The organism is Pedobacter sp., assembly GCF_039594775.1.
Classification (GTDB): domain Bacteria; phylum Bacteroidota; class Bacteroidia; order Sphingobacteriales; family Sphingobacteriaceae; genus Pedobacter.
In genome coordinates, this window is sequence record NZ_JBCNMT010000004.1 from 101559 (window position 1) to 120185 (window position 18627).

Consider the following 18627-nt stretch of genomic DNA (forward strand, 5'->3'; position numbering starts at 1 on the left):
TCGCACATCTCAGTACGCTATACTTGAAATTAGTAATCTCCTAATGTTTCTGGTAATTGTGCTAATGCTGCCGCCAACTGTTCATCATTTGGCGCAGTGCCATGCCATTTGTGGGTACCGGTCATAAAATCGACACCTGCGCCCATCTGAGTACTCATTAGATTTAAAATTGGCTTTCCTTTGCCTGTTAAAGTTTTCGCATAATGCAAACCTTCCAGAATAGATGCCATGTCGTTGCCATCGGTATTAATTACACGCCAACCAAACGCTTCAAATTTAGCTTGCAAACTATCCAATGCAAGTACTTTGCTGGTTGGGCCATCAATTTGTTGACCGTTGTAGTCAACAGTCGCTATTAGATGATCTACTTTGTTGAAAGGTGCGAACATGGCTGCTTCCCAGTTCTGGCCTTCTTGCAGTTCACCATCGCCCAATAGTACAAAAATTAGGGAAGGATCACTATTGAGCCTTTTAGCTAAGGCGGCGCCTATAGCTACCGACAAACCTTGGCCTAATGAACCCGATGCAATACGTATGCCGGGAAGATGTTCATGTGTTGCGGGATGGCCCTGTAACCTAGAGTTCAGTTTTCTAAAACTGGCCAATTCGCTTTTATCGAAGTAGCCTGCATGTGCTAAGGTACTGTACCAAACTGGCGAAATATGTCCGTTGGATAAGAAGAATAAGTCTTCTCCATCGCCATTCATAGAAAAATTGGTTTTGTGATTCATGACCTCAAAATACAATGCGGTAAAAAAATCTGCGCAACCAAGCGATGCCCCGGGATGTCCAGATTGGCATCCGTGTACCATTCTTACAATGTCTCTTCTGAGTTGAGACGCAATGTCTTCTAATTCTTTTAATGTATGTTTCATATTTGGTTTATGAGCTTGGGCTCGTCAAGATGTCCATCAGTGTTGAAACATCCTTTGTCCACGTCATTTTTTGCTAGCACTAATTTCACCAAAGATTTTCAAAAAAATGTTCGTTTTAAGCCTTTGATGTCAATTTTGAACATTTTTCCCATCAATATATTCAAAGCTTCCATCAACAGCTTTGGTATGCGCTTAGTTTTGTAGTGATAATTTTGTGCCGTTAATACCGGTATATAACTGACCAATTATAAACGTTGGCAATGTTGCTACATCAATAGATACTGTTAGTCCGTAGGCTTTGATTTTGCTATTGCTTACTTTTACTATTTTATATGAACAAATTGCTTTTATTCATCCTGCTGTTGTTTATAGCCGATAAAGGGTTTGGTCAGTCCAATAGGTCGCTAACATTATGGTATAATTTTCCGTCAGGCAATATTTGGGAAAACGCTTTGCCCATTGGTAATGGTAAATTGGGTGCAATGATTTACGGAAATGTAGAAAAAGAAATCATACAGCTTAACGAAAGCACCGTTTGGAGTGGTAGTCCCAACAGAAATGACAATTTACGGGCCTTAGACTCGTTGCAAAAAATTAGAGCACTGATTTTTGACGGTAAACATAAACAAGCAGAACAACTAGCCAATAGCATAATCATCAGTAAAAAATCTCATGGGCAGGCATTTCAGCCAGTTGGTGATTTATATTTTAATTTTTCGGGGCACGAGAAATATTCAAATTATTACAGAGATTTAGATATTGCTAATGCCATTACTACCACGCGTTACGACGTAAAGGGCACTACGTATTATCGTAAAGCGTTGGCATCATTAGATAATGGTGTCATTGTAATTGAGCTTACGGCGAATAAGCCGGGTGCAATCAGTTTTACTTCATCGTTTGCAACAGTACAGCCAAATGCTAAAATAACGGCCGACAATTTGGGCAACATATCCGTTTCCGGTACCACAGTGAGTCACGAAGGTGTGCCGGGCATGGTTAAATTTAAGGGTGCAGCAAAATTTAAAAATAAGGGTGGAACGTTATCGCAGCAAGCAAAAGAAATATCGATTAAAAATGCAGATACGGTAACCATCTATATTGCTATTGCCACCAATTTTATTTCCTATAACGATTTAAGCGGCGACGAAAATGCAAAGGTGGCCAATTTACTTAAAAATGCTTCCTCGAAGTCGTTCCAGCAAAGCTATCAGCAACATCGTGTTAAATATCGCAATTTTTTTAATCGTGTTAAGCTAAATTTGGGCACTAGTCAATATGAGCATCTCCCAACTGATGTGAGGTTAAGGCAGTTTGCGGCTGTAAACGATCCTCAGTTTGCCGCATTGTATTTTCAGTACGGACGATACCTGCTCATCTCTAGCTCTGCGCCTGGTGGGCAACCAGCCAATTTGCAAGGTATTTTTAATAATAAGTTATTTCCACCTTGGGACAGTAAATACACCTTAAATATTAATGCCGAAATGAATTACTGGCCCGCCGAAAAAACCAACCTGGCCGAGTTGCACTTGCCTTTTTTGCAGATGGTAAAGGAACTGGCGGTAACGGGAGAGGAAACGGCTAAAAAGATGTATGGTGCCAGAGGCTGGATGGCGCATCACAATACTGATATTTGGCGAGCGACGGGAGCTGTAGATGGTGCTTTTTGGGGCTTGTGGGTACATGGTGGTGGTTGGCCAAGTCAGCATTTATGGGAACACTATCTATACAGCGGCGATAAAGTTTTTCTTAAGCAGGCTTATCCCATCTTAAAGGGAGCTGCCATGTTCTATGTCGATTTTCTGGTAAGAGATCCAAAAACAAGATTTATGGTCATTAATCCAGATACCTCGCCTGAAAATGCGCCAGAAGGTCGTTTTGGTTCCTCATTAGATGCAGGAACAACCATGAGCAACCAAATTGTTTACGATGTTTTTACTTCGGTAATTAACGCCGCAAAAATTTTGCAAAAAGATGAACAGTTTATAGATACGTTGAAACAAATGAGAAATGAATTGCCGCCAATGCAGATAGGGCAGTACGGGCAGTTGCAGGAATGGATGGATGATTTGGACAATCCTCATGATAGACATAGGCATGTGTCACATCTTTACGGACTGTTTCCTTCTCATCAGATTTCTCCCTATCACACACCCGAACTCTATCAGGCTGCAAAAAAGACTTTGATCCAACGTGGAGATGTTTCTACCGGTTGGAGCATGGGCTGGAAAGTAAATTGGTGGGCCAGGTTGCTTGATGGAAACCACGCCTATAAACTTATCCAAAATCAACTTAGTCCGGTAGGTGTAAACAAAGATGGTGGCGGTACTTATAATAATTTATTTGATGCGCATCCGCCTTTTCAAATAGATGGAAATTTTGGTTGTACCTCTGGCATTGCCGAAATGCTTGTACAATCTGGTAGTGATGAAATATTACTTTTACCAGCCCTGCCCGACGAGTGGAAAAAGATGGGTAATGTTAGTGGATTACGTACTAAAGGAGGCTTCGAAGTTACTGATTTGGCCTGGGAACATGGTAAAGTAGTAAAATTGCACATCAAGTCTAATTTGGGCGGTAATTTAAGGCTTAGGGTGCCCAATAGGTTAAGCCTAAATGGTAAGGAGCTTATAAAAGCAAATGGAAAAAATAGTAACCAGTTTTTTGACGCTGATGATAAAGTTAAATGGTTAATTTCAGCAAAAGCTCCAGTGTCAACAATTCAAATTCCAGCTAGCCAATTGTACGATGTAAGCACACAAAAAGGTAAAAGCTATACATTTTTAATAAAACAATAATTTTTAAGAGATGATGAAAAAATATTATGATCGAAAAACTCTAGTGAAAGTACTTTGTATGTTGTTATTTACAGCTGTTGGAAGCCAAACCAAAGCCCAAGACAAATTATATACCAACCAATTCCGTTTACAAGATGTAAAGTTGTTAGATGGGCCGTTAAAAAGCGCACAAACGCTTAACGCAAAAACCTTGTACCAATATGATGTAGATAAACTGCTTGCCCCGTATTTTAAACAAGCAGGTTTAACGCCAAAAAGTAGCTCTTATGAAAATTGGGATGGCCTTGATGGGCATGTTGGTGGACATTATTTATCTGCATTGGCCACCACCTTTGCCGCTACCGGAGATCAAGAAAGTAAGCGAAGGTTAAATTACATGGTTGATGAACTGGCCAAATGCCAGCTTGCGAACGGCAAGAATAATTCTGACTGGGGTATTGGCTATTTAGGCGGCGTACCAAATAGCGCCAAAGTTTGGTCTACATTTAAAGATGGCGATTTTGGACCTTACCATGGTACATGGGTAGCCTGGTACAATGTACATAAAATGTATGCCGGCTTACGTGATGCTTGGATGTATGCCGATAATTCTTTGGCGAAAAAGCTGTTTCTTAACTTCTGCGACTGGGGTATTGCCATTACTTCAAAACTATCTGATCAGCAAATGCAACAAATGCTTGATACCGAACATGGTGGGATGAACGAAGTATTTGCCGATGCTTATCAAATCACTGGCGATGTTAAATATTTAACGGCGGCGAAGCGTTTTTCACATGGTCAGCTTCTGGAGCCTATGGCTAAAAACGTAGATAACCTAGATAACAAACACGCCAACACGCAGGTGCCAAAGGCCGTTGGTTTTCAACGTATTGGTTTCTTGGCTAACGATGCCAAGTATAAGCGGGCGGGTAGTTTTTTCTGGGAAACCGTTACCAGTAAACGCAGTTTGGCGTTGGGTGGGAATAGCAGAAGGGAATTTTTTCCAAGTGCCGCTGCCGCAGCTGACTTCATTAGCGATGTAGAAGGTCCTGAAAGTTGCAATACCTACAATATGTTAAAGCTTACAGAAAACCTCTTTACACAGCAACCGGAAGGCAAGTATGTAGATTTTTACGAAAAAGCATTGTTTAACCATATTTTATCGGCACAGCATCCGCAGCATGGTGGCTATGTTTATTTTACACCGGCTCGGCCACAGCATTACAGGGTATATTCGGCACCTAATAAAGCAATGTGGTGCTGCGTAGGTAGCGGGATGGAGAATTATGGAAAGCTGGCGCAAATGATCTACACACATCGTAACGACTCGCTCTATTTGAACCTTTTTGCCGCCTCGGCACTAAATTGGAAAGCAAAAGGTATTACACTTGTGCAAAGTACCAATTTCCCTGAAGCAGAGCGTACGGAGATTAAAGTTGAACAAGGCAAAGCAACTTTTACTTTATTGGTAAGGTACCCATCGTGGGTTTTGCCAGGACAACTAAAAATTAGCGTAAACAACCAAGAGGTCTCAAACCAGCCTACGCCTTTTTCTTATGTTCCAATCACTAGAACTTGGAAAAAAGGAGATGTGGTTACCGTGGAATTTCCAATGCAGACAAAATTAGAACCACTACCAAATTTCCCAATTTATAGTGCCATTACTCGAGGACCAATCTTATTGGCGGCAAAAACTGGAACACAAAATTTACGAGGTTTAGTAGCCGATCAAAGTCGTTGGGGGCATATTGCTAGCGGAGAGAAATTGCCTGTAAATCAAGCGCCGATATTAATAGCCAAAGATTTAAAGCAGATTGCCGATAATGTGGTCCCAAAAAAGGATGCTCTAATGCAGTTCTCTTTTGCCAATTTAAAGGTTATTAATTCTAAAGAGCTTACTTTAGAACCGTTTTACAAAATTCACGATTCGAGATATATGATGTATTGGATGATATTAAATGAAAGCCAATATCAAAAGTACCTTGATTCGTTGGAGGTCCTAGAGCGCGAAAAGCTTTTGGTAGAAAAGCGTACCATAGATTTTGTTGCACCTGGCGAACAGCAACCTGAAGTAGACCATAAAATGATGCATAGCGGATCTCAAACCGGTAATATGCACGATAATTTTTGGAGATCGGCCAATAATGGAGGTTACTTTAGTTATTTGTTAGATACAAAGGGCTTGCAAAAACTTAAACTATCACTTAAATATTGGGGGGCAGAATGGGGGAGCAAAGTTTTCGATATTTATATTGACGATCAGAAATTATTATCGCTTAACAATAGCGGAAAATGGAACGTCTCTGAATTTAAAACCGAAGAATATGATATTCCTGCCGAAATGTTGAAGGGGAAAAATGCTATCAGGGTGAAAATACAATCGTTACAGAATACAGCTACCAGTCCTGTTTATTACATCCGTTTGCTTAAACCAGCCAACTAAAAGTCAAAAAGAAAGGCTTCCTCATTTTGGATTGATCAATTAGAGGAAGCCTTTATAAGCTAAGTTTTTTGAGTTAGCGTTTAATGGTAATCTGCACTTTTAGTAAGTTCCACAATGGCATCTAAATCGTGTACCGGACGCTCGATAGTAAAGGGAATGTCCCTTTTGCTAAATTTCTGAAAATACAATAGGCAAGCGTCTTTCCAAATCTGGGCGTCTCTGCATTGGGTACGTAGTTTAGATTGTACCTCTGTAAAGCGATCATTGTCAATAGTTTGTTGAAGTCTATCCCAGTTTTTTTGGAAACCTCTAACTTGCTGTAGGCCATTGTCGTAACGGATGCATAATTCAGTCCAAAGGTCATTTCCGCTTTTTAGTTGGTAATTCCACGGCACGTGATGAAACCATAGCAAATATTCCTCTGGGCAGGTGTTGATGTTGTTTAGCGTACTGCGCAAAGGTTCATTGTACTGTTCTACCGCATTGCTGCCAGTGGTACTTCTATTATAACCCAAGCCTATGCTGTCGGCTTTGTGGTAATATACAGATGTCCAATCTGGTCTAATTTTAGGGTTGGTAAACCAAGGTGCCGGCCCGTAATGATGGCCTTCTGCAAACAAATGATGTAGACCTAGCGGCATCATGTAATTTACTGCAGCTTCTCGGCTGTCCATCATGATATCTTTTATCAGTTTAACCACGTCGGCATTGGTGCTCTTCTTCTTGTCAAGAAATGTTTGTTTAATCCACTCATCGGCAATTACTTCGCTATTTAAGCTGTTGTTCCAAGCCAAACGACCAAAGGCGTACCAATTGGCCTGTGCAAAAGTATGTCCCGTCCAATTTTGATCAGCACCAATATTGGCAACGCCAGCAATAGCAGTAAATTTTGCTTTTTGCAATGTGCCATCGGTGCAAGCGGCAACGGTGCTACCTTTTCCATCTCTAAAAGTATCGCTTTGAAGGCATTCTTCCCACATTGGAGAGAGGTATACCAGTTGTTTAGACCAACCTAGGTATTCTTGTGTAATTTGAAGTTCGGGCATAATTGGCGTTTGGCGCATAGCACCAAATAACGGGCTAAACGGCTCTCTGGGCTGAAAATCTAAAGGACCATTTTTAACCTGTACAATTACATTGTCTTTAAACTTTCCATCCAGGGGTAAAAATTCTTTATAGGCTTGTTTAGTCCTATCTTCTGGCGTTGGATTGTAAACAAAGGCCCGCCACATTACAATGCCATTAAAAGGCGATAGGGCTTCGGCCATCATGTTTGCGCCGTCAACGTGTGTGCGGCCAAAGTCTTGTGGGCCAGGCTGGCCTTCACTATTTGCTTTTACTAAAAAGCCACCAAAATTTGGGATGAGCTTGTAAATTTCGGCTACTTTGTTTTTCCACCATAAACGTACTTCTGGATTTAACGGATCGGCTGTTTTTAAACCGCCAATTAGTACCGGCGATGAAAAATTAACCGACAGGTAAGTTTTTAAACCATAAGGCGCTATAGTTTCCGCAATTTTTCTGACCTTCTCTAAGTGCGCACGAGATAATACCTTTGCCGATGCATTAACGTTATTGAGCACCGTTCCGTTAATGCCTATAGAAGCATTTGCCCTAGCATAATCAGTCCATCGAGCTATGGCATCTGGTGTAAATTCTAGTCCGTCTTTCCCCATCCAAAATATAGAATTTCCTGCATAGCCTCTTTCTATACTGCCGTCTAAATTATCCCAGTGGTTAAGTATTCTAAGCTGGTACGACGGATTTGAAACCACATTGCGGAGGGGTTTGGCCAAATATTGGAGCCTAAGCATTTCGTAAACACCATACAACAGACCAATTTCTGTCTTTGCGATAATGGTATTTTCGTTTATGGAAAAACCATCATCTTTAAGCTTGGCATTTTTGGAAAGACTAAGTTTAACGATAGTATTTTCATCGCCGCTCCATCCGTTTTTAAGTTCATTGATGGCTAAATTAATCGTGTTAGAACTTAAATTGGTACTTACTTTAACATTAGTATGCGTTCGGTTACGTAACCATAATTGGTAGCCATCTTCGGCTTTTAGATTGGTTACGCCAACTATCAAAATGAGTATGATAATTACTAATCTGTTCATAATTAGTTGCTTTAGTTAAGCTGAATGGTTTTTTGTAAAATGTTTCCGCTGGTTGGTAAGTGTTCATCAGGTTGGTTGCCACCTATAGCGAGAGTCAACTTGCCTCTGTAGTATTTCCTCTTTCCATTTTGGTCAATGTAAGCTAAATCATTACCGGTCAATTTAAATTTCACCAATTTAGTTTGGCCCGGCAACAGGCTGATACGTCGAAATCCTTTTAGCGTTTTTACAGCCGTTTTGATGGTACTTTGTGTGTTTACGAGATATAGCTGCACCACTTCGTCGCTCTTGACCTTGCCTTTGTTGCTCACCGTCACAGAAACTTCTGTGCCAGCACCTGATTTTATCGTGGCGGGTACTTTAAAATTGTTGTAGCCGAATGTGGTGTAGCTTAAGCCATAACCAAAACCATATAGCGGTTGCTTTTTGAAATATCGATAAGTACGGTTTTCCATGCTGTAATCGTCAAAGTGCGCCAAATCTTCATCGCCTTTGTAAAACGTGATAGGCAATCGTCCTGAAGGGCTATAATCGCCAAATAGGATGTCGGCGGCAGCCTCACCGGCAGCTTGGCCACCATACCACGCATTTACAATTGCCGGAATGTGCTGTGCTTCCCAAGGTATGGCAATGGCACTGCCCGTCATCATTACAAAAACAACAGGTTTTCCACTTCTTTTTAGAGCTTTCATTAAATTTGTTTGTGTTTGGGGAAGTAAAATGGATGTTCTATCGCCACCATTAAAGCCAGGATAGTCAACCCTCATTTCTTCGCCTTCTAACTGTGGCGAAATGCCGCCTACAAAAATAAATGCATCGGCATCTGAATGGCGTTGTACTAAGTCATTAAAATTGGTTTTTACGTAGGTGCCAGCAGCAAGTTTAATATTGGCACCGCCTTCTCCCTGCCAATATTCTACCACTAGGTTATAAGTAGAGTCTTTCACCGTTTGCAGGTTAAAAGTTTTGGTGCCCCAACGGTTGCGCGTCCATGCATCAATCACTTTTTTGCCATTTATGAATAAACGGCAACCATCATCAGCATTAAGCTGAAAAGTTAAATTAGCATTGCTTTGGGCCTTAAATGTTGAGGTATAACGGGCCGAAAAGTTATTTGCATTTAGTTTGTTGCCAATTTTTTCACCCTCTTGCCAATGGTTTTCTAAGTTAACTTCCATAGTGGTTAAAACAGGATTTCCGCTCAGTGAAGTATTGTCAAAGTATTCGGCTTTAACACCTGGCCTGCCATCAAATTTATATAGCTTTTGAAGATCAATGTAGTGTAAAATGGTGTCGTTGGTAAAATTTACCGCTTGTTCGTAAACAACTTGGGTATGTTGGCCAACTTTGTTTTTTATGCCTTCTAAAATAGTGGTAGATTTTGAAGGAATGCCATTATAGTTTCCTAAAATAGCAATGGCATTATCTGCATTTGGACCTAATACAACAATTTTTTTAAGGTTTTTAGAGAGGGGAAGTGTTTTTGCTTCATTGCGCAGCAACACCATAGATTGGCGGGCCATTTGAAGTGCATGTGCCTTATGGTCTGCGTTTTCTAAAATAGATATCGGTGTATTGGCATATTTTACCATCGAAGCAGGGTCAAACATACCTAACCTAAACCTAATCATAAATAACCTTTTAACAGATACGTCAATGTCTTTTTCTTTGATAATTCCTTTTTGAACTGCGGTAATTAATGCCTTATAAGCATCAGTTCCGCAATCTAGGTCTGTGCCATGAAAAACGGCATCGGCAGCTGCAGTAGCGGCATCGGGGTGGGTTTTGTGGTTTTTGAAGAAATCGTCAATAGCCCAACAATCAGAAGTTACATAGCCTTTAAAATTCCATTTTTTGCGTAAAATATCGTTCATCAACAAATCATTGGCGCAACAAGGCTGACCTTGATAAGCGTTATAGGCGCACATTACTCCCGCAACTTTAGATTGTGTTACCAATTTTTCGAATGCTGGCAAGTAGGTGTCCCACAAATCGTAGCTGCTTACCGTTGTGTTAAATACATGGCGCAGGGGCTCTGGTCCACTGTGTACAGCATAATGTTTAGCACAGGCAGCGGCCTTCAGATATTTAGGGTCGTTACCTTGCAGGCCCTTTACAAAGGCATCTCCAAGTGCGGCCGTTAAGTACGGATCCTCGCCATAGGTTTCTTGGCCACGGCCCCAGCGAGGATCTCTAAATATATTAATATTTGGTGTCCAGTAGGTTAGGCCTAAGTAACGGTCGCCAGATTTGCCCTGTTCTAAAGCCTTATTGTAAATTGCTCGACCTTCCAACGCAGAATAATCTGCCATCTGAAATAGCGCTTTTGTATTAAATGTAGCGGCCATGCCAATAGCTTGCGGATATACCGTAACATTAAATGGGGTACGTGCAACACCATGTAATGTTTCGTTCCACCAATTATAAGCAGGAATATCTAAACGGGGGATAGCGGGAGCGGTATTGAGCATTTGCAAAACCTTTTCTTCTAAAGTTAAGCGGGAAACTAAATCATCTACCCGTTTTTCGAAGGTAAGCTTATGGTTTTGGAATGGATATTTTTGAGCCTGCGCTACCCTGTAGAGTCCGCACAAAAATAATAAGCATAATAAAATTCTGAATTTTTTCATACTAGGGATAAAACATCATAATCAACCACAGTAATGATTTATTAAAACTGTAGTTGATTATTTGTGATGATGAATATTTGGTTTTTATTAGTAGTTAGGGCTTTAAGTAACAAAGCCCATTAGCTTTTGGGCTATTTTTTGAAGTTAATGACTTCATAATACACTTTTTTAGGCTTTAGGTTCTTGTCAAAAAGCAAGGGGTAGTTTTTGCGTCCCCGGCCATCAAGCCAACTTGCACGGTCTGATAGGTTCCAAAATGTAACTCCAGTAATGTTCTTTTTGTATTTTCTAAAAACCTCAAAAATCATTTTGTACTGTTGCAGCTGCTTTTCTTCCATTTCTGCTGTAAATGGTTCCACCTCTTTCCTTTCTTTGCCTCTAATAATTCTTCCTCCTTCGGCACCACTATAAACAGACACATCTAACTCGGTAATTTGTATTTCTAAACCCAAATCGGCAAATAACGATATCGATTTTTCTATTTCTGCTCTGCTAGGATCATTTATAGACCAATGACCTTGTAAACCCACACCATGGATAGGAACCCCTTTGGCTAGCAAACCTTTAACCATTTTATAGATTTTTTCACGTTTGTGTGGCTGCTCGGTGTTATAATCATTATAAAACAAGCGAGCTTTAGGGGCCGCTTGGTGGGCATACCTAAAAGCCATCTCAATAAAATCTTCACCCGCAATTTCATACAGAGGCGATTTTCTGTAAAACGAAGTGTCGTCTGCAATGACTTCATTTACTACGTCCCAAGCATAAATATCATTTTTGTAGCGATTTACCACCGTGTGGATGTGGCTTTTCAGTCGTTCCAATAGTAGCTGCTTAGTGGCCGTTTTTCCTTCCTTATCTTTGTATAACCAATGTGGGGCTTGCGTATGCCATACCAGACAATGCCCTCTGAATTTTAAATTGTTCTTTCTTGCAAATGATGCCATTGAGTCGGGAACCTTCCAGTCGTAAACGTTTTCAAAAGGATGTATTGGACCCATTTTCATCGAATTTTCCGCGGTAATACTATTAAATTCTCTAGTTATTAGCTCACTGTTTTCTCCTGTCATGTCATGAGAAGATATGGCTACCCCAATGGGAAAATATTTTTTGTAATAATCTTTAAGTCCTTTTGTAGGTTTGGTAAAAGAGCTCAAAGAGCTGGTAATTATGGCCACTAAAGCCAAAGAAATAAGTGTTGTTGTTTTTTTTCTCATACCTGTTTAATTCGGATATCGAAAGTCAACATATTATCAATTGTCTGGGCGCAGATATGGTTAAAGATAGGGTAAAAATGTTCTGTGGCTTAATTGTTACGTTGAATGTAGATTTAAAAATAGTTGTGCTTTTTACGGATTGGCCCTATGAATTTGACATATGTGTACGATTTTTTAACAAAATCATCCGTGATATGTGGTAGAGTAGCTTAACTTCGCTATCGTCGTCAATTGAAAACTGCTAGTAATTAACACGCTATTTTCATTGTAGCATAAAATAACCAAATAACAATCTCCCTTTATTTTAATCGTAGAAGGGAAATAATGCTTGAAACTTCTTTAATTTTAAGATGGCTTTAAGAATAACCAAATAAAAATGTTGAACCATTGTAGTACCAATATACTTTTAAGTTGCTTTATAAACTTTGTCTTAGGTTTCTTTTCTGCGTATGCCCAACCGCCTAAAATAAACTTTACTTCGTTGCAAATTAAAGATGGCCTGTCTTCCAATACAGTAAATGCTATTTTGAAAGATAAATATGGTTTAATGTGGTTTGCAACCGAAGATGGTTTAAATAAATTTGATGGAAGTAGCTTTACCGTTTACAGGTACAAATTGAATGATACCAACGGCTTACAGTCCAATGACGTCAGGGCATTGTACGAAGATAGGACCGGAAATTTATGGGTAGGTACTTCCGGTGGTTCGCTAAGTCTGTTAGACCGTAAGAACGATTCCTTTATTACCCTACCTGCAAATAAGGATAATGCCTTAAGCAGTAATGTTGTACGTTCTATCTGTGGCGACTATAAAGGCAAGATTTGGGTAGCAACATTTAATGGTGTAGATGAGATTGCTCCAACAACAAGGAAAGTTACCAATTACCTAAAGCAAGTGAACAAGAAGGGCGCTTTCCCGTCGCTAACTTTCAATTATCTGTATGAAGATAGCAAGCGCAGGCTATGGGTGGCATCTACCAACGGATTATACTATCTGGATAGAACAAAGCGATCGTTCTCGCTCTTCCGTAATCAAGCGGCTGATCATTTGGGTCTAGAAAACCAATCTATCAATACCATTGTAGAAGATAAATTTGGCGCAGTATGGGTGGGAACTACCAGGGGGCTTTTTGTCTTGCCTTCTGGCGGTAAGGATTTCGTGCGTTTTGAAAACAAGCTTGGAGGAATGGCGATTCCTTTGAATATTAGCATCGCGAGTTTGGTTGTCGCTCCCAATGATGAACTTTGGGTAGGCACTGATGACGGGTTGTATATCATGAACCTTAAGAATGGCCAAATAAATAGGTATAAGCCAAATTCGAGGGATATTTATAGCCTTACCGGAAAATCTATTGGCTGTATTTATTATGATAGGGATGGAATCTACTGGTTGGGGCCTTTTCATGGCGGTGTATGTAAATATGATACCAATCTTAACCTCTTCCATTTGATGAAAAGCAATATGCTCGACAAAAATGGACTTAACGGATCTGTGGTTACTTCTTTTGAAGCATATAAAGGAAACATTTTTGTAGGTACCGATGGTGGTGGGCTTAACCTTTTTAATCGGAAAACAGAGCTCTTTACCCGCTATTCTAATAAACTTCCTGATGGTAGTGCTTTAAATAGTATATCCATTATGGCTATGGAACTTACCAAAAAGCAAAAGCTCTATATTGGGACCTATTCAAATGGCCTGGTAGTTATGGACCTTAACAACCAGCATATTTCCCAATTTAAGCAAGGCTCGTCCCTTGGACAACTAAACTCTAACGATGTATTCTGTTTGAAAGAAGTAAGCAGCGGGCAGATCTGGCTGGGAACAAATGGCGGCGGGGTGAATGTTCTGGATGAAGAAAACAAAGTTTTGGTTAAATACTGTAAAAACCCAAAAGCTGTTAACGAAATTGATTACCCAGGAAACAACTTTGTAAGATTTATAGAACAGGATAATCAAGGTAAGATATGGGTAGGCTCTTATGGCTCTGGAATTGCCGTTTTCGATGATAAGAGGAATACCTTCAGTGTGCTGAATAAGCTTAATAGCAAGCTTCCTAACGATTTGGCCACAGCCGTTTTAAAAGATAGCAAAGGGAACATGTGGGTGGGCACATTTAGTGGCGGTCTAAGTTTGTACAACAGTGCCAGCAAGCAATTTACTACCTATGCAGAAGAACAGGGCTTAAATAACGCTTCGGTATGGGCTATAGAAGAAGACAAGCAGGGAAGAATATGGGTTAGCACCAATAAAGGAATCAGCAGTTTCGATAGAAAAACCCATAAATTTACCAATTATGGCACCCACAACGGTGTACAGAATAATAATTTCGTATTGGGCGCCGGATTAAGTACTGCTGATGGTGAGATTTATTTTGGAGGTGCAGATGGATTCAATTATTTCGATCCGAAGTACTTTAGTAAAAACAAAAATTTGCCACCTGTTATTTTTACCGACCTTAAAATCTCCAATACATCGGTTATGCCTTCTGATGATGGTCCTATCAGCGAGCATATTTCGGTGGCCAAAGACATTTACCTAGATTATAAACAAAGTTTCAGCCTAAGTTTTGCCAGCCTAAATTATACGGCCCCAGAGCAAAATCAGTATTCATACCAATTAGAAGGTTTTGATAAGGATTGGATAGCGGCAGGTACATCAAAGTCTGTTTCGTATACCAACCTTGATCCTGGAGATTACGTTTTCCATGTGAAAGCGAGTAATAACGACGGCGTTTGGAACGGCAAGGAAACGTCTATCAAGATACATGTCAGACCTCCGTTTTGGCGTACCATTTACGCTTATATTCTTTATTTTGTTATCATAGCCGGAACACTGTTGTATATCCGCCATAGAGGAATAGAGAAGCTGAGGAAGGAATTTGCATCGGTGCAGGAGAAGATGAAGGCAGATCAGGCCAGAATTCAAGAGCGCCAGGAGGCAGAGCGGTTTAGGGAGCTGGATCAACTTAAAATCAAGTTTTTGACTAACCTTAGCCACGAATTTCGAACACCTTTGTCCCTTATTTTGGGTCCCTTGGATAAATTGCTTTCGGTCGAAAGGGAAACAGAGATAAAAGCACCGTTGCAGATGATTAAACGCAACACTAAAAGGCTATTAAATCTGGTGAACCAGATACTGGATTTCAAAAAAGTAGAAGAACGTGAGCTGAGGTTGGATATTGCAGAAACAGATATTGTAGCTTTTGTTAAAGATGTGTTGGAATCCTTTAACGACTTGAGTGACCGGAAACAGATACAGTTGGTTTTTAAGAGCCAGTTACGGTATCTAAATGTCGCGTTTGATCTTGATAAAATAGAGCGTGTGTTATTCAATCTTCTTTCCAATGCTTTTAAATTTACTTCAACTGGAGGTACTATTTCCATTGAGTTAGAAACGTTGGAGCAAAGTTCAGAGAAAGGCAAATCGTTAATTGTGATTAAAGTTGCCGATACTGGCATAGGAATACCTCAAGAAATACAAAGCAAAGTTTTCGACCGCTTTTATCAGGCAGATGGTATAGCCCCCGTATTGAATCAAGGTAGTGGCATTGGTTTATCAATAGCTAAGGAGTTTGTAAAACTGCACGGTGGCGATATTACGGTGCAAAGTGAGCCAAATGTAGGCAGTGTGTTTACCATCAGGCTTCCTTTCGAAAAAACTGATTTTGCGGAAGAGGTAACCATAGACTTTTCTAACGATATATCTGCTGTACAGGAAGTTGAAGAGTTGCCCGCAAGTCAGTTAGAAAGCACAGAGTTGCCCGTCATATTATTGGTTGAGGATAATGAGGATTTCAGATTCTATTTGAAAGACAGCTTAAAAAGCTATTACAGGGTTTATGAGGCCGCTAATGGTCAAGAAGGTTGGCAAAAGGCTTTGGCAAATCATCCACAAATTATTGTAAGCGATATTAATATGCCTTATATGAACGGTATAGAATTTAGTAAGAAGCTAAAAGCAGATAAACGCACCAACCATATACCTATCATCTTACTTACGGCAATCACAGGGCAAGAAGAGCAAATAAAGGGACTGGAAACCGGAGCTAACGATTATCTTACAAAACCATTTAACTTTGAAATTTTAAACGCCAAAATCAAAAACCTGTTAGATCTCAATCAAAAGCTTAGAGATACTTATACCAAACAGATCAAGGTTCAATCGCCGGAAATTGTGATAGAATCGCATAGCGATAGGCTTTTGAACAAAGTGATGCTTTATATAGAAGAAAACCTTAATAACTCCAAGCTATCTGTTGAAGATTTAAGTAAGCATGTAGGCATGAGCCGAGGTTCGCTGTATCATAAAATATTGGAATTGACGGGTTTATCTCCGATAGAATACATTAGGTCCGTTAAGTTGGAGAAAGCGGTAGCGCTGTTAGAAAAAAGCGATCTTAATGTTTCTCAGATAGCCTATATGGTAGGCTTTGCTACGCCCAACTATTTTGCAAAGTCCTTTAAGGCCAAATATAACATGCAGCCTTCGGAATACATTAACCAAAAAAGAAAGCTCGACGATTATTCTTCAAAAAACAAGTTGGACAGTAATGAGTAATGCTCCACTTCGGGCTTAAAAATAGATGATATCAAAGTAAAAAACTAAAAATAAAATGAAGCGATTAGCAACGTTTATCACCTTAACTTTTCTATGCAGTTTTTATGCAATGGCGCAAATAAAATTGCCATATATTATTAGCGATGGGATGGTTTTGCAACGCGATGTTAAATTAAATATTTGGGGCTGGGCTTCGCCCAATGAAAAAGTAACCTTGATCTTTAAAGGTAAGAAGTATGTTGCGGTAACAGGTGCCGACAAAAAGTGGATAATCAGTTTACCTCCACAGAAAGTGGGCGGCCCATATGGTATGCGTTTAGAAGGGAAAAATAGCATTGTACTGAAAGATATCCTCTTTGGCGATGTATGGTTGTGTGCCGGTCAGTCTAACATGGTACATCAAATGAGAATACACAATATTACTTATGAAAAAGATATTGCCAACGCAAATGATGATCAAATTAGGCAGTTTTGGGTGCCTACAGCGACCAATTTACTTGGTCCGTCATCAGATTTTCCGAGAAGTAGTTGGAAAAAGGCAACCACCGAGTCGATAGGTGATTTTTCTGCAGTTGCTTATTTTTTTGCAAAAAATATTTATCAGAAACACCATATACCAATTGGCATTATTAACGCCAGCGTGGGCGGCACCAGCATAGAAGCTTGGACAGGAGAGGGGGGATTTAAGGATATGAAAACTGTAGAAAAGACAATTGCCGAAAACAAGGATACCCTTAGGGTAAACCAAATTAACCACTTGGCAGATGTTGCTTCAAAACCAAAGCTCGTTAGTAATGATAAAGGCCTAACCGAAATACCGAAGTGGTTCGAAGTAGGCTATCAACCGAGAGGCTGGCGTGGTTTTTATTTGCCCGGTTTTTGGGAAGACCAAGGCATACGCGATTTAGATGGCGTGGTTTGGTTCCGAAAAGAAATTGATGTCCCGATAACGATGACCACTGCGCCCGCACGATTACAGATGGGGCGTATTATTGATGCAGACAAAGTTTATATCAATGGAAAATTAATTGGCGAAACATTTTACCAATACCCACAGCGTAGATACATGCTGCCAATAGGTGCGCTAAAGCCCGGTAAAAATCTAATCGTAATAAGGGTTGAAAACACATCTGGCAAAGGTGGTTTTGTTCCAGATAAACCTTACATTTTGGAAGCGAATGGAGAAAATATTGACCTAAAGGGCGAATGGCAGTACAAAGTTGGCGAGGTTTTTAAACCATTTGCCAAAGCGGGACCAAGCCGAATTCAGGAACAGGCACAACCAACGGCCTTGTACAACGCCATGATAGCGCCAGCTTTAAAATACGCTATAAAGGGAGTTTTATGGTATCAAGGAGAAAACAATATTGGCAATGCCATAGCCTATAAAAAACTACTTCCTAACCTCATTGAAAATTGGAGATCTGAATTTGGGCAAGCCAATTTGCCATTTTATTACGTACAACTGCCAAATTTTGGGGATATGCGTTACTTGCCAACAGAAAGCGGCTGGGCATTAATGCGTGAAGCGGCGCTGCAGACGTTAAAAGTGCCTCATACCGGAATGGCGGTTACCATAGATTTGGGCGAATGGAACGACATCCATCCGGATAATAAAAAAGATGTTGGCGAGCGTTTGGCACTAATTGCAAGAAGGTATAACTATGGTGAGGGCAATTTGGTGTTTTCAGGTCCAATTTACAAGTCTTCGAAAGTAGAGGGCAATAAAATATATCTTAATTTCGATCAATTAGGCTCTGGTCTTAAAACCATAGATGGTGAAAAGCTGTCTGCGTTTGAAATTGCTGGGGAGGATAAAAAGTTTGAATGGGCCGAAGCTGAAATTATTGGTAACCAAGTAGTGGTTTATGCTGAAAAAATCGCTTCTCCAAAATATGTTCGTTACGCTTGGGCAGACAACCCCGTAAACCCAAATTTGTACAATAAAGAAAATTTGCCGGCATCGCCATTTCGCACTGATCAATAAAAAGGGAATTGAAGTTATCC

General features: G+C 40.1%; 8 protein-coding genes. 4 read left to right on the forward strand and 4 right to left on the reverse strand.

Annotation, left to right across the window (positions count from 1 at the left end):
• Positions 1 to 29: 29 nt before the first annotated feature.
• Positions 30 to 875: a transketolase gene (locus tag ABDV71_RS11945; protein ID WP_343532828.1), complete on the reverse strand. Its 846-nt coding sequence runs from the start codon at positions 873 to 875 to the stop codon at positions 30 to 32.
• A gap of 332 nt (positions 876 to 1207) precedes the next feature.
• On the opposite strand from ABDV71_RS11945, the gene ABDV71_RS11950 reads away from it, so the two are divergent.
• Both ABDV71_RS11950 and ABDV71_RS11955 read left to right on the forward strand, forming a co-directional pair.
• Positions 1208 to 3673, forward strand: coding sequence for a glycoside hydrolase family 95 protein (locus ABDV71_RS11950; RefSeq protein WP_343532830.1), 2466 nt, complete (start codon positions 1208 to 1210; stop codon positions 3671 to 3673).
• Positions 3674 to 3683: 10 nt separating this feature from the next.
• Positions 3684 to 6095, forward strand: coding sequence for a beta-L-arabinofuranosidase domain-containing protein (locus ABDV71_RS11955; RefSeq protein WP_343532832.1), 2412 nt, complete (start codon positions 3684 to 3686; stop codon positions 6093 to 6095).
• Between the two features lie 80 nt (positions 6096 to 6175).
• Here ABDV71_RS11955 and ABDV71_RS11960 read toward each other — a convergent pair whose 3' ends face one another.
• The 3 genes from ABDV71_RS11960 to ABDV71_RS11970 form a co-directional block, all read right to left on the reverse strand.
• The gene (locus tag ABDV71_RS11960; protein WP_343532834.1) at positions 6176 to 8215 is read right to left on the reverse strand and encodes an alpha-glucuronidase; all 2040 of its coding nucleotides are present in this window, start codon (positions 8213 to 8215) and stop codon (positions 6176 to 6178) included.
• 11 nt (positions 8216 to 8226) lie between these two features.
• Positions 8227 to 10845, reverse strand: coding sequence for a glycoside hydrolase family 3 C-terminal domain-containing protein (locus ABDV71_RS11965; RefSeq protein WP_343532836.1), 2619 nt, complete (start codon positions 10843 to 10845; stop codon positions 8227 to 8229).
• A gap of 131 nt (positions 10846 to 10976) precedes the next feature.
• A complete protein-coding gene (locus ABDV71_RS11970) occupies positions 10977 to 12062 on the reverse strand; it encodes an endo-1,4-beta-xylanase (protein ID WP_343532837.1) in 1086 nt (361 codons plus the stop codon).
• A gap of 481 nt (positions 12063 to 12543) precedes the next feature.
• Between ABDV71_RS11970 and ABDV71_RS11975 the strand changes: the two genes are divergently transcribed.
• Together ABDV71_RS11975 and ABDV71_RS11980 are read left to right on the forward strand one after the other, a co-directional pair.
• Positions 12544 to 16620, forward strand: coding sequence for a two-component regulator propeller domain-containing protein (locus ABDV71_RS11975; protein ID WP_343532839.1), 4077 nt, complete (start codon positions 12544 to 12546; stop codon positions 16618 to 16620).
• A 55-nt stretch (positions 16621 to 16675) separates the two neighbouring features.
• On the forward strand, positions 16676 to 18607 hold the full coding sequence (locus ABDV71_RS11980) for a sialate O-acetylesterase (protein ID WP_343532840.1): 1932 nt from the start codon (positions 16676 to 16678) through the stop codon (positions 18605 to 18607).
• The last annotated feature ends 20 nt before the right edge of the window (positions 18608 to 18627 follow it).

Coding starts and splice junctions, on each gene's coding strand:
- ABDV71_RS11945 (WP_343532828.1), bottom strand. CDS start 875: ATGAAACATACATTAAAAGAATTAGAAGACATTGCGTCTCAACTCAGA.
- ABDV71_RS11950 (WP_343532830.1), top strand. CDS start 1,208: ATGAACAAATTGCTTTTATTCATCCTGCTGTTGTTTATAGCCGATAAA.
- ABDV71_RS11955 (WP_343532832.1), top strand. CDS start 3,684: ATGATGAAAAAATATTATGATCGAAAAACTCTAGTGAAAGTACTTTGT.
- ABDV71_RS11960 (WP_343532834.1), bottom strand. CDS start 8,215: ATGAACAGATTAGTAATTATCATACTCATTTTGATAGTTGGCGTAACC.
- ABDV71_RS11965 (WP_343532836.1), bottom strand. CDS start 10,845: ATGAAAAAATTCAGAATTTTATTATGCTTATTATTTTTGTGCGGACTC.
- ABDV71_RS11970 (WP_343532837.1), bottom strand. CDS start 12,062: ATGAGAAAAAAAACAACAACACTTATTTCTTTGGCTTTAGTGGCCATA.
- ABDV71_RS11980 (WP_343532840.1), top strand. CDS start 16,676: ATGAAGCGATTAGCAACGTTTATCACCTTAACTTTTCTATGCAGTTTT.